At 36.1% G+C, this 13,369-nt stretch carries 11 protein-coding genes and 1 pseudogene; 9 read left to right on the forward strand and 3 right to left on the reverse strand.

The window, feature by feature from the left end:
* Nucleotides 1-67 precede the first annotated feature (67 nt).
* From ACFQZ1_RS05590 to ACFQZ1_RS05600, 3 genes and pseudogenes are all read left to right on the forward strand, one after another.
* Nucleotides 68-739, forward strand: a pseudogene (locus ACFQZ1_RS05590) (DnaD domain-containing protein); the annotation flags it as partial.
* A 231-nt stretch (nucleotides 740-970) separates the two neighbouring features.
* Nucleotides 971-1,708: a tRNA pseudouridine(38-40) synthase TruA gene (gene truA, locus ACFQZ1_RS05595; RefSeq protein WP_377881121.1), complete on the forward strand. Its 738-nt coding sequence runs from the start codon at nucleotides 971-973 to the stop codon at nucleotides 1,706-1,708.
* 176 nt (nucleotides 1,709-1,884) lie between these two features.
* Nucleotides 1,885-3,168: an acetylornithine deacetylase gene (locus tag ACFQZ1_RS05600; protein ID WP_377881122.1), complete on the forward strand. Its 1,284-nt coding sequence runs from the start codon at nucleotides 1,885-1,887 to the stop codon at nucleotides 3,166-3,168.
* Between the two features lie 91 nt (nucleotides 3,169-3,259).
* Here the strand turns inward: ACFQZ1_RS05600 and ACFQZ1_RS05605 are convergent, their stop codons facing one another.
* Nucleotides 3,260-4,675: a sigma-54 interaction domain-containing protein gene (locus tag ACFQZ1_RS05605; RefSeq protein WP_377881123.1), complete on the reverse strand. Its 1,416-nt coding sequence runs from the start codon at nucleotides 4,673-4,675 to the stop codon at nucleotides 3,260-3,262.
* 282 nt (nucleotides 4,676-4,957) lie between these two features.
* Between ACFQZ1_RS05605 and ACFQZ1_RS05610 the strand changes: the two genes are divergently transcribed.
* The 3 genes from ACFQZ1_RS05610 (at nucleotide 4,958) to ACFQZ1_RS05620 (ending at nucleotide 7,485) form a co-directional block, all read left to right on the forward strand.
* Nucleotides 4,958-5,212 (forward strand): biotin/lipoyl-containing protein, encoded by a 255-nt coding sequence (locus ACFQZ1_RS05610; protein WP_336483778.1) that lies wholly within the window; start codon nucleotides 4,958-4,960, stop codon nucleotides 5,210-5,212.
* Nucleotides 5,213-5,542: 330 nt separating this feature from the next.
* The gene (locus ACFQZ1_RS05615; protein WP_377881124.1) at nucleotides 5,543-6,964 is read left to right on the forward strand and encodes an amino acid permease; all 1,422 of its coding nucleotides are present in this window, start codon (nucleotides 5,543-5,545) and stop codon (nucleotides 6,962-6,964) included.
* 362 nt (nucleotides 6,965-7,326) lie between these two features.
* Nucleotides 7,327-7,485: a hypothetical protein gene (locus tag ACFQZ1_RS05620; RefSeq protein WP_020061179.1), complete on the forward strand. Its 159-nt coding sequence runs from the start codon at nucleotides 7,327-7,329 to the stop codon at nucleotides 7,483-7,485.
* 73 nt (nucleotides 7,486-7,558) lie between these two features.
* Here ACFQZ1_RS05620 and ACFQZ1_RS05625 read toward each other — a convergent pair whose 3' ends face one another.
* Together ACFQZ1_RS05625 and glsA are read right to left on the reverse strand one after the other, a co-directional pair.
* Nucleotides 7,559-7,900, reverse strand: coding sequence for a DUF3969 family protein (locus tag ACFQZ1_RS05625; protein ID WP_377881125.1), 342 nt, complete (start codon nucleotides 7,898-7,900; stop codon nucleotides 7,559-7,561).
* A gap of 214 nt (nucleotides 7,901-8,114) precedes the next feature.
* Nucleotides 8,115-9,044 carry a glutaminase A gene (glsA, locus tag ACFQZ1_RS05630; protein ID WP_377881126.1) on the reverse strand — a complete coding sequence of 310 codons (930 nt, stop codon included), beginning with the start codon at nucleotides 9,042-9,044 and terminating at the stop codon, nucleotides 8,115-8,117.
* A gap of 344 nt (nucleotides 9,045-9,388) precedes the next feature.
* Between glsA and nagE the strand changes: the two genes are divergently transcribed.
* The 3 genes from nagE to ACFQZ1_RS05645 all read left to right on the forward strand — a co-directional run bounded on the left by nagE (nucleotide 9,389) and on the right by ACFQZ1_RS05645 (nucleotide 13,301).
* Complete coding sequence (gene nagE / locus ACFQZ1_RS05635) at nucleotides 9,389-10,888, forward strand: N-acetylglucosamine-specific PTS transporter subunit IIBC (RefSeq protein ID WP_377881127.1); 1,500 nt, start codon at nucleotides 9,389-9,391, stop codon at nucleotides 10,886-10,888.
* A 335-nt stretch (nucleotides 10,889-11,223) separates the two neighbouring features.
* Entirely contained in the window at nucleotides 11,224-12,375 is a 1,152-nt protein-coding gene (locus tag ACFQZ1_RS05640; protein WP_377881128.1) for a serine hydrolase domain-containing protein, read from the forward strand.
* Nucleotides 12,376-12,482: 107 nt separating this feature from the next.
* Nucleotides 12,483-13,301, forward strand: coding sequence for a sugar ABC transporter ATP-binding protein (locus ACFQZ1_RS05645; RefSeq protein WP_377881129.1), 819 nt, complete (start codon nucleotides 12,483-12,485; stop codon nucleotides 13,299-13,301).
* Nucleotides 13,302-13,369 lie beyond the last annotated feature (68 nt).

Genomic DNA, 13,369 nt, shown 5'->3' on the forward strand with positions numbered 1-13,369 from the left:
ACTCATCCTTATATCTATGAAGGAAACGGCAATTTCACATTTGCCATCAAAGATGGGAGGGATACATATGGCAGTATACCGGAATGTGCAGGTGAATTTTTGGCAGGATGATTTTGTATTGGACTTAACCCCGGAGGAACGATACTTTTACATATACTTGCTGACATGCTCTAAAACTACGCAATGCGGTATTTATCCATTGCCAAAACGTTTGGCGGAGGTGGAAACAGGTTATAACAGAGAGACTGTCGAGAAGCTGCTGCAGCGGTTTATCGATTATGGAAAAATACTATATGATGCAGACACGAAGGAGTTATACATCCAAAATTGGTTGCGTTATAACCCAGTTACGAATACGAACATCGAGAAATGCGTATTGCGTGAGCTAAAGACTGTGAAATGCAAAAAGTTTGTACATATGTTTCTTCAAAAATGTTTAGAGGAAGAGCTGAGCATTCCGCTATTATTGAAGCATTTCGGTATGCCGGTTGAGGAGTTTCAAGCTGCTCCTCAAGATGATGCCGAAACCTGTGAAGCAGATGAGGATGTGGATTCCGATTGTAATGTATTCATGTTTTATAAACAAAATTTCGGTAGTTTGTCACAAAAGCCGAATAGCAGAATCGAGGACTTATCGGAGGAGTGCGTATTACAAGCACTCCAGATTGCCCATAAAAACAACAAGCCGATGCTTGCTTATGTGAAGGGTATTTTACGAGATGGGCATGAAGGGTATACGTAGCTTAGTGAAGTAGAGGAAGCGTCTGTTATGGAAACTGCACTAAGGAATTTTGTATTCATTATCTATCCCTGTTCTCTATAACGTGGTATTTTTAAATATGCAGGTGAGAAGAATTATATATGATATGGATAGGTACAGTGATTGTATTTTCTAGGTATAAGAAAGGCGGTGAGTCTGTTATTAAAAACATGAATAGGCAAATGTCTATGTTTTTAATAGCAGAAAACAATGAACAACTACAAATTAACAATTCAATATGACGGCGGCCGCTATAAGGGTTGGCAGCGTCTTGGTAATAACGATAATACCATTCAAGGAAAAATAGAAAATGTATTATCTGAAATGCTAGGAAAAGAAATTGAAATCATTGGATGCAGCAGAACAGATGCTGGTGTACACGCTCTTAATCAAGTAGCTAATTTTACGATTGATGAGAATTTAACGGAACCTAAAGTTAAAAAGTACTTAAATCAATACTTACCAAATGATATTAGTATTACTGATGTGGAATTAGTTCCAGAGCGTTTCCATGCTCGCTATAACTCGAAGGCGAAAACGTATTTATATAAGATTTGGAATGAAGAACATACAAATCCATTCATGCGAAAATACAGCATGCATGTTGTAAAAAAATTAAATATTGAACATATGAAAAAAGCAGCTCAATATTTTATTGGTTCGCATGATTTTACAGCTTTCTCGAATGCAAAGTCCAAGAAAAAGTCTATGGTTCGTGAAATCTACTCGTTAGATGTGACGGAAAAGGACGGCTATATTCAAATTAGAGTGAGTGGCAATGGATTTCTTCACAATATGGTGAGAAAAATTGTTGGAGCGTTAATAGAAGTTGGGTTAGGCCAGCTAGATGCTGAAGCAATACCGCAAATTTTGGAGGAGAAACAACGGAATCAAATAAATTGTCTTGCTGATGCAAGTGGGTTGTATTTGGAGCAGGTTGATTTTTAATTGGATAATAAGGAACATAAAAATCCCAGTAAGTAAATGGAGTCACTTACTGGGATTTTATTGTTTCGATTGTAAATAAAGGTTTAGAATAAAAATATAAATCGTTGAAAGTTTGTAGACACTAAATTGTTTATGTGAAAATAAAAATTTACTATACATGCAAAGGGGAATTTGCAATGAATGAAACGATTTCAAAGCTACTAGAACAAATTGATGTAAGAAAAGATGAACTAGTAGAACTGGCAAAAACATTAATTCGTTTTGAAACTCCTGCACCACCAGCAAGAAATACAAATGAAGCACAGCAGTTTGTTGCTGATTTTTTAACGAAGCGTGATTTTAAGATTGATAAATGGGACGTGTATCCGAATGATCCAAATATTGTTGGAGTGAAACAGGGCACAGCAGGAAATTTACACAAAAGTTTAATTATTAATGGGCATATGGATGTAGCAGAAGTTTCAGCAAATGAACCATGGGAAACTGGACCGTTTGAACCTTTTATTAAAGATGGCTGGCTTGTTGGCCGCGGTGCTGCTGATATGAAAGGTGGGCTAGCTGGAGCTCTATTTGCCATTCAGCTTTTACAAGAAGCTGGTATTGAATTGCCTGGGGACTTGATTTTTCAATCGGTAATTGGAGAAGAAGTAGGAGAAGCAGGGACACTTCAATGTTGTAAGCGTGGATATAATGCTGATTTTGCAGTTGTTGTGGATACAAGTGATTTACATATGCAAGGCCAAGGCGGGGTTATTACAGGATGGATTACTGTGAAAAGCCCGCAAACATTTCATGATGCAACGCGCAGACAAATGATTCATGCTGGTGGTCGCTTGTTCGGAGCGAGTGCAATTGAAAAGATGATGAAAATTGTGCAAGGATTACAAGAGCTAGAAAGACACTGGGCTGTTATGAAAACATATGATGGTTATCCAGTAGGGACAACTACAATTAATCCAGCAGTCATTGAAGGGGGACGTCATGCGGCATTTATTGCGGATGAATGCCGATTATGGATTACGGTACACTTCTATCCAAATGAAACACATCAACAGGTGATTGAGGAAATTGAAGATTACATTGGCAGACTTTCGGCAGCTGATCCATGGTTGCGTGAAAATCCACCACAATTTAAATGGGGCGGGGAATCTATGATTGTTGATCGTGGTGAAATATTCCCTTCGTTAGAAGTGGATCAAGATCATCCAGCGGTGCGACAACTTGCAGCTGTACATGAATCAGCATTACACCGCAGTGCCATCCTTGATATGTCTGCTACAGTAACGGATGGAGGATGGTTTAGTGAATTTAATATTCCAGCAGTGATTTATGGGCCAGGTACGTTAGAAGAAGCGCACTCAGTGAATGAAAAGGTTGAGGTAGAACAGCTTGTTGAGTTTACAAAAGTGATTTTGTCATTTGTTTATGAGTGGTGTCATACAAAAAAGGGCGTTCTTTAAGAACGCCCTTTTTTGCTGTACTTATAGAAGTTTCAAAGAGATCCATGTGATGTATATAAACTCGTATGGATTAATGACAGAGCGATAATCTTTACGTGTTTAGCCCGTACTTTTTTAATCGATATTGCAGATTTTGTCTGCTTAAACCTAAGTATTTTGCGGCTTGTGAGATATTTCCTTTATGTTCGCCAAGAACTTGAATAATATATTCTTTTTCCGTTTCTTTTATTGTGTTCTTTAAAGTTCTAGGTGTATGATCTGAGTTATCGGTCTCCCACCTAGCTAGAGGAGGGTGAATAGTTAATTCATTTTTTGCTAGCTCGTAAAAACGTGTTGGAATATGAGATGTTGTAATCATTTCTTCATCTTCTATTAAATTCATGGACCCTTCAATTACATGTTCTAATTCTCTTATATTCCCAGGCCAATCGTGTTTATAGAAAAAGTCTCTGACATTGTCATCTATACCCTTTACGTTTAAGGCAAATTGCGTATTATATTTTTCAATAAAACTACGAAGAAGTGGTAAGATGTCTTCTTTTCGCTTTCTTAAAGGCGGAAGAAATAAAGTAACAACACTTAATCTGTAGTATAGGTCTTTTCGTAAGCGATTGTGTGTCATGGCTTCAATTGGATCTTCATTAATAGTTGCTATGATTCGAACGTCTACTTCTTTTTCTTGTGTTCCTCCGATTCTTCGTATTGTTTTATCTTGTATCGCACGTAATAATTTAGCTTGAAGCGCTGGGTTTAATGAGTTAATTTCATCTAATAATAAAGTTCCCCCGTGTGCTTCTTCAAATAAGCCTGGTTTATCTATTGCGCCTGTGAAAGCTCCTTTGTTTGTGCCAAATAATAAGCTTTCCATTAGGGTTTCAGGTATAGCAGCACAATTTTGTGAGATAAAAGGCTTACTTGCGCGGTGACTTTCATTATGAATACTTTGTGCAAATAATTCTTTTCCGGTTCCTGTTTCTCCCATGATAAGTATAGAGGAAGAGGTGCGTGTTACTCTTTTTGCTTCTGTAATAACCGACTGAATGGCTTTAGAATTACCTATTATATGATTAAAGGTAAATTTAGTATTATGCCCTCGAAGGGCATTCGCTTTACTCGTTTGTCTTATCTGGGGAATCTCTTTTACTATTTCAATAGCGCCTTTTATTTTTCCGTTTTCTACTATGGGAAAGGTATCATTAATTGTTGTAATCTCTTGCCCTTTATTATTAAAATAAGTTTGCTTTATATTTTTCCTCGCTTTTCCCAATTTTAGTGCTTCTATAAGGGTACTGTTTTGATTTTCTTCAAATGCAAATACATCTAAAAGATTTTTATATAGTACCTCCTTATGATTCATTGATTCAATTTCCATCATTTTGCGGTTGTAGATGATTGTTTTACCTTCTTCGTTAATAATGTGAATCCCAATATCAATTTCATTGAGTAAGGTTTCATATAGCATATTCATTTCGACTAATTTTTTGAGATTGATTTCTGTTGTGTACATCTTTCATCTTCTCCTTGTTATACCCTATGAAGACTGATTTTTCTTAATTTTAATAAAAATATTGCAAGTATGCAAAAAAATTTTGCGTTTTTTGGTTAAAAATCTTTAAAGGAGAAGAAAAATTTTGCGCGTATTAAAATTTTTTCAGTACTAACTCTTAATTCCACGTAAGAAATTAGGTTGGTACATATCTTGCATTAATAATAGCTGAATGTTCTGATTTTTTAGGAGGTGAATTGGAAGATTTACATGTTTATTTAATAAGAAAGAGGGGTTTAAAAGATGAAGACAGTGATAGAAAACGTGTACAGTCCTTGTTATGGTAAGGTTGAAAAATTATTTATTAATGAAAGTTCCTATGTGTATGAGTGGGAGAAATTAGCTTTAATTGAAACTATGGATAAGCAGAAAGTAGAAATTAAAGTGGGAATCAGTGGCTATGTTGAAGGGCTAGAAGTAGAAGAAGGACAAGCTATCACAAATCAAACATTATTAATAACAGTCAGGGATGATCTGTTGATCACAGGAAGTGATTAATACAAAGCCTTCTGGATTATGTACCGTTTTCTAATGCTCTTTTAAACAATTGTTTAATTTATATCACTACCAAGTGGAGCCTAAGAAAGTTTTCGTATGAACTATCTATCGAATTTTGGGTACTTTCTTGTATTGGGAGATTTTCTTTTGAAAAATCTCCCTTCTATTACAAATCTATAGTAACGATGAAATAAAAATGCACTTTATTCATTTTTATTTTTCATATTAAATTTAAGGCGTTTACATTTTGGGGTGCTTATAAAGTGAAGCTTCCATCAGCGGGGGTCTTACTGTCCGCGAATAGCGGGATAAAATTAAAGGGGGGTTCATATGGAAAAGCAAAATCAGGAGTTAAAGCGAGAGCTAAAAAGTCGACATATATTTATGATTGCACTTGGAGGGGTTATTGGTACAGGTCTTTTCTTAGGATCAGGTTATACAATTCATGAAGCAGGGCCAGGCGGGGCGATTGCGGCGTATCTTGTTGGGGGCTTTGTTATGTATTTAACAATGCTCTGCCTTGGGGAATTAGCTGTTGCTATGCCGAGTGCAGGATCTTATCAAGTGTATGCTACAAAGCATATTTCGCCTGCGGCAGGTTATGTAATAGGTTGGATGTCATGGTTAAACTGGTCTGCTACGATAGGGATTGAGCTAATTGCAGTTAGTATTTTAATGAAACGTTGGTTTCCAGATGTACCATCTTGGATTTGGTGCATAGTTTTTGCAGTACTTCTTTTTGCTGTTAATGCATTATCTTCACGAAGTTTTGCAGAGGTTGAGTTTTGGTTCGCAAGCATTAAAGTCATTACGATTATTGCATTTATTATTTTAGGCGGGGCAGCTATGTTTGGATTCTTAGATATGAAAGGACATGAACCAGCCCCAATGCTTTCAAACTTTACTGATCATGGGGGACTGTTTCCAAATGGGCTGACAGCTATTTTAGTTACAATGGTTGCCGTCAATTTTTCCTTTCAGGGAACAGAGATAGTTGGTATTGCGGCTGGAGAGAGTGAAAATCCAGAGAAAACAATTCCAAAAGCAATTAATAATACGGTTTGGCGTATATTAGTTTTCTTTATACTTTCTATATTTATACTCGCTGGATTATTCCCATGGGAAAAAGCGGGATTAGTAGAAAGTCCGTTTGTAGTTGTGTTTGATAAAATTGGTATTCCATATGCAGCAGATATTATGAATTTCGTTATTATTACAGCTGTGTTATCAGTAGCAAACTCTGGTTTATATGCAACTTCTCGTATGCTTTGGTCTATGTCGAAACAAGGAATGATTAGTCCGATTTTTGGTAAGTTATCTAAAAAGGGCGTTCCAATTTATGCATTAATTGTAAGTACTATTGTTGGTTGTCTCTCTTTACTATGCGGTATATATGCAGAGGATACAGTTTATTTATGGCTTCTTTCTATCGCGGGGTTTGGTGCAATACTGGTTTGGGCATCTATTGCTTTATCAAATCTTTTAGCGAGAAGAACGTATGTAAAGCAAGGCGGGGATATTAAGGATTTGAAATTTAGAACACCGTTATATCCGTTTGTTCCGCTTCTTTCTTTCGCATTAAATATGATTGTAATTGTGAGTATGGCCTTTATTCCAGATCAACGTATGGCATTGTATTGCGGTATTCCATTTATGATTGTTTGCTTACTGTTTTACCGTTTTTCTAAAAATAAGAACAACAAAATGAAACAGGTTGAAGAGACGGATACAGCAGAAGCACAAAGTTTATAATAAAGTGAAACTTCCATCAGTGGGGGGGGCTTTATCTCCAACTGAGGGTTAGTTGAACCAATCGGGCCTTTACGGACAGTTATCCCCCACCTATCTTCTTCGATTTCCTAAAATCTTGAGGGGGGTGGGGATTTTACTGCCCGTTAATGCGGGATAAAGTGAAACTTCCATCAGTGGGGGCTTTATCTTTCACTCATTATTAGTTGAATGAATTGGGGCGGTAGCAAGAGGATTCACTCCTCGTTAAGTGAGGAATCAAACAAACTTCTACCATTTCCTCGGAAATACAACAAACAATTGCATATGTCGACGACCTTTTATTTATACTAACATAGACTTTATTCAAAGGAAGGGGTGTTAGTATGGGACGCGGTAAGTCTTTTGATCATAAGAAAAAAGGACACGATCATCAACCTCCAAAGGGTGCTTACATTCATAAAGACGTAAATGAACATACGTTAGAAGAGGAAGAGCTACCGGTAAATATTGAAACGTATAAAAATAGTTTAAAAAAACATTAAAAAGCACCTCTGTAGGTGCTTTTTTCCTATTTTAATTAGGAAGAAGGAGAGCATGAAATTAGGAATTGCCACTTTACCGAATATCTTCAATTAATTGCTCTGTTTCCTCATACATTTCATAGTCACTTAACACTTGAATACAGCGCCATTTTAACTCTTCAATATTTTGTTCTAAATCTTCGGGAATTAAGTTTTGAATGTCTTCTAATTCAATGCCAAAATGAACAACTTCTAGTACTTTATCATCAATATTTCGATCCATTAACAATTCCAGTACATCTAAATTAAATATGTATCGATAGGCTTCATCGGGGGAAACAACTTTTAATTTTAAACTTTCAACGATGCTTAATACTAAAAGAAGAATGGTTTTTTCAAGAACAGCCTGATCCTCTGTTTGAAGGATGAGTTTCATGGGCACCTCCGTTTTATCCTGCTACTCGCGGTCGATAAATTTAGAAGTTTCAAGATTGGATACCGTCCGTTAGAGCCGATTAGTTAACCATTTAGAGAGAAAGGTCTCTGAATGGAAGTTTTGTTTTATAAAACACTAGGTTGTACTATACTATTCGGAGGTGCATAGAAAATATGCAAAATAATACAGAAAAAGGCGCCATTTCAGACGCCTTTTAGAAAATACTCCAGCCTTCTCGTTCAGAAAGTAATTCTAATATTTTAAGTCCAGCGAGGCTATTACCGTTTTCATCCAGTGCAGGACCGAAAATACCAATACCCATTTCACCTTTTATACAGCCAAAGATACCACCAGCTACACCACTTTTGGCTGGAATTCCAACGCGAATTGCGAATTCTCCAGATTCGTTGTACATACCACACGTTACCATGAAGGTTTTGCAAATTTTTGTAATGTGTTTTGGGATAATTTGTTTGTTGCGATATGGATCATAACCATCCATCGCAAAGATAAGTCCGATACGGGCTAAGTCTATGCAGTTTACTTCAATTGCACATTGGCGTGTATATAGATCCATTAATTCTTCAATATCACCATCGATAATGTTGTTTTGCTTCATATAGTAGCAAAGAGAGCGGTTTAAATAAGCAGTTTCTAACTCAGATATGGCAACTTTAGAAGAATAGTTAATGGAAGGATTATCTGTAATATCACGAACAAAGTGAAGGATGCGTTCCATTTTTTCTTCATTGCACTCACCTGCAATCATACTTGTGATAGCTAATGCCCCGGCATTAATCATTGGGTTTAATGGTTTAGAGGGACTTGTTGTTTCTAATTTAATAATAGAATTAAAAGGATCACCTGTTGGTTCCATGCCAACTTTAGAAAATACATACTCTTCACCGCGGTCTAAAAGAGCAAGAGCAAGTGTAATTACCTTTGAAATACTTTGAAGCGTAAAGAGTATCTGGGATTTTCCCGCATGAACGTAATGGTTTTCTCTATGGTAAATCGCGATACCTAAATCATCAGGATTTGCATTTCCTAATTCAGGAATATATGTTGCAAGCTTCCCTTGCTTTGTATAGGGCTGAACTTGATCTAATAACTGTTGTAAGTTGTTAGTCTCGATACACTGCATAATAAACACTCCTATTATATTAGTTACTAAATTTAACTTTCCCGACAAGTACAGAAATAAATAATAACATGAAAATGAGGAATGATAAAATGAAACTTCTATTCATGAGGGCGCTTCGTTATTTGTAAAAACGATAACTTCAATCCATTGCTGTTTAGTGATTAGAATAAGGATGAATTTCACAGACATCTAGGATTAAGGGAAATAAATCCATAAAAAATTCAAAAATAATAACTACACATCTATACAACTATATGTTATTATGTTCATGTGATAGAAAGCGTTTTCTGAAACTTTTTTTATAAATGGTAACGTTTTCATAATTTTGAATAGGAGGAATTCAGATGTTGCAGTTTTTACAACGTATTGGTAAAGCATTAATGCTTCCAATTGCAGTGTTGCCAGCAGCGGGGCTCTTGCTTCGTTTAGGACAGCCTGACGTATTTAATATTCCTGTTATGGCACAAGCCGGTGCAGCAATCTTTGATAATTTAGCACTTATTTTTGCGATTGGTGTTGCAGTCGGTTTGTCTGTTGATGGTAGCGGTGCCGCAGCTCTTGCGGGTGCGATTGGTTATGAGGTTTTAAAAAATACGACGGATACTTTAAGTAAAGGGTATTCAGCGGCAGAGTTAAACGATAAATTAAGCAGTGTGCAACATTTAGTTGGTTCTGTAGATCCTTCTAAAGTGGCAGATACTTTAGGTCAGGTTGCAAAAGCGGCAACGTTAGCACCGAAAATTAATATGGCCATTTTAGGAGGTATTATTGCAGGTGTAGTTGCGGGATTGCTATATAATAAATTCCATAAAATTAAATTACCAGAATGGCTAGGATTCTTTGCTGGTAAACGTTTTGTTCCCATTATTACAGCTGTAGTGATGCTACTATTAGGTTTAGTGTTTGGAGAAATTTGGCCAACAATTCAAAGCGGTATCGATGCAGTAGCACATGGTATTGTTAACTTAGGAGCAGTTGGTGCAGGGATTTTTGGATTATTAAACCGTTTATTAATTCCAATTGGTTTACATCATGTAATGAACACATATTTCTGGTTTGTGCTTGGTGATTTTACAAACTCAGCAGGAAATGTTGTAAATGGCGATATCGCTCGTTTCTTTGCAGGAGATCCAAATGCAGGTATGTTCATGACTGGTTTCTTCCCAATCATGATGTTTGGTTTACCAGCAGCATGTTTTGCGATGATTGCAGCAGCAAAACCAGAAAAGCGTAAAGCAGTTACTGGTATGTTAATTGGTCTTGCATTAACTTCATTCTTGACTGGTATTACAGAACCAATTGAATTTTCATTCATGTTCTTATCACCAGTATTATATGGTATTCATGCTTTATTAACAGGCCTTTCTTTATATATCACAACAACGCTTGGTATTCATGATGGATTCTCATTTAGTGCCGGTGCAATTGACTATGTTATTAACTTCGGTATTGCAACAAAACCAGTACTATTAGCAGTTGTAGGTTTAGTTTATGCAGCAATTTACTTCTTTGTCTTCTACTTCTTAATCAAGAAATTAGATTTAAAAACACCTGGTCGTGAAGATGATGATGAGTTAGTGGAAGAAGGAACGGTTGAGGCAGGGGAAGCTGGTTCTATCGGTGAAACATATGTAGCAGCGTTAGGCGGAAAAGAAAACTTAACAGTAATTGACAACTGTGCAACTCGCCTTCGTTTACAAGTAAAAGATGCAAACTTAGTAAATGAATCAGCATTAAAACGTGCTGGTGCAAAAGGTGTTATGAAATTAAGTAATACAAGTGTACAAGTTATCGTTGGTACAAACGTTGAGTCTGTTGCTGATGATATGAAAAAACATGTATAAATAATAAAAAGAAATCCCTCATTGATAAAAATGAGGGATTTCTTTTTATCTCGCTATTCGTGGGCAGTAAGAGTCCTGTCTCGAGATTCAGAGAAATGCGCAGAAGATAGGCAGGGGATAACTGCTGGCATGTGTCCGCTTGGTGAGAGATTTCGATCAGTGAGGAGGAAGAAACCCCCATTGATGGAAGTTTCACTTCATTAAGAATGTAACGACTATCTTGCATTTTAGATGCTCTTTTTTATTTTTTTGTATATGGCGTTGGTAAACTACTCTTTGCGTGATAAAGTAAGATGTAAAATGGGCAACTATGCGAGAAGGCAGGTTTTATTATTATGAAATCTCACAGACCGATTGTATATATAAAGCGAACTATTATTCTCAGTCTGTTGTTTACCCTTATATATTGGGGATATACGAAAATTACTTCGCACAATAAAGAAAAGGAAACGCTGCAAGCAGTGAAAGAAGTAAAGAAGGAAGATGTAGAGAAACGTCCAAATCCAAAAGAATTGCCATCTGCGCAACCTACGCAAGATATAAATAATAATGCCCAGTTGGATGGGTACTTAAAGAGTAAAAACTTCAATGGTACAGCTGTTGTTATAAAGAATGGAAAGGTTCTTTTGAATAAAGGATATGGACTTGCCAATCAAGATAAAAAAGTTGCTAATAATTCAGAGACATCCTACTACATTGGATCAATTACAAAAGCTTTTGTCGCGACTTCCATCATGCAATTGAAAGAACAAAATAAATTAAACACAGAAGATACTATCGCGAAATATATTCCTGATTTTCCAAGAGGCCGGGAGATTAAATTAGTACATCTCCTTACACATACATCAGGTATTCCAGAGTACCCAGAGGGAGCAGAGAACATTACCCATGATGAACTCATCAAAAGAATAGGACATCAAAAATTGGCATTCCCTCCCGGATCAAATTGGAAATACTCTGATTCTAACTATTCTGTGCTTGCGTATATTGTAGAGAAAGTGAGTGGAGAATCTCTTGAAGATTATATTCAAAGGCACATATTTGAAGTAGCTGGTATGAAGCACTCAGGGTTTGGTGACAAGTTTCAACAAGAAGAATATCCTTCTACCGGCTATAAAATTGTAGATAATAAGATGACAACACCAGCTTTACCAAGTATGTCACAATTGTTTGGATGCGGTGATGTGTACATGACTGCATATGATTTATATTTATTTGATCAAGCTTTATTTACAGGAAAGCTTATTTCAAATGCAAGTTATCATCAAATGTTTACAGCAGTTAAAAAAGATTATGGTTTTGGTTGGTATGTGGACCCGGGTAGTTACTCAAATCATGGCGTTATGCCGGGGTGGAATTGTTTAAATAGTTTTAGCAAAAATGGAAGTGAATATGTGGTTTTATTATCTAATATTCAAAATAATATTAAATCGTTTGGTGTATTAAGTAATGATATTTATACGATGATTCGGCATGTAGAAGTTTAGAAAGCTATCTTATGAGATAGCTTTTTTTATATACTTTTAACTAGAGGATTTTGGAAAATGATTTAAAAATGAGATAATAATAAAAAATGTAAAAAAGAGGGGATGAAATGGGGATTCATGAGCATCATGCACGGAATGGAAGAAGATTGTTTATTGTTTCTATTTTCATATTTGTTGTTGCTGTTATAGCGTTTATTCTCGATTATATCCGGACACCGCATTTTCAATGGAACAAGGATACTATGACCTTTGTAAGTATGATCATAATGGCCTTCTTTTTTATGATTTATAGTTTTGTAGAAAGAGAGAGGGCTAAGAAAATTGGAACATCGATTCGTATTGAAGGGAAGTCGCCGTTAATGCATCAACAGCGATTTGTTGTACGAAGGGAAGTATCTTTAATAAACACGGTTACATACTTTTCGATGGATGGAAATACGATGGGTGCTTTAAGAGAAGAATATGAAACAGAACTACAAAAGGTATGGAAAATTTTCATGTCCTTTTTCTTGAAATCATTGAGTGAAAAGCGCTTTGTTTTGTATAACGAACTAGGAGAAAGGATGTTAATTGTAAGACAAAGAGCGGGAATGCACTTTTCTTATACGTTTCATGACTTGGCGGGAGATAAGATTTGTGAACTGAAACAGACATGGAATTTTAAAAAGCTGGAATGGCTTTTGCGGTCTGAGCATGATGAAGAAATTGGAGAAATTACTGGAGATTTGCATGCCAATATTCAAAAGGGACGCTGGAAAGATGGCAGTTATATTGAAGTAAAAGAAGATGCGATTCCAGTAGAAGCAATTGAATATTTTTCTGCGAGCGGCGGTTCGCTCATTAATTTATCAATTGTGGAACATGCAAAGTATGAAAAAGCTTTGTATTATGCGGTAGCTGCAATATTGACATTGAAAAATCGTTAGATGTCTTTCTTTGAATGGAAACGATTTTTAGTTGACAGAAACGCTTCGTTGTAACTATAATTGTTACA

Source organism: Bacillus sp. CGMCC 1.60114 (assembly GCF_042676365.1).
GTDB lineage: Bacteria > Bacillota > Bacilli > Bacillales > Bacillaceae_G > Bacillus_A > Bacillus_A rhizoplanae_A.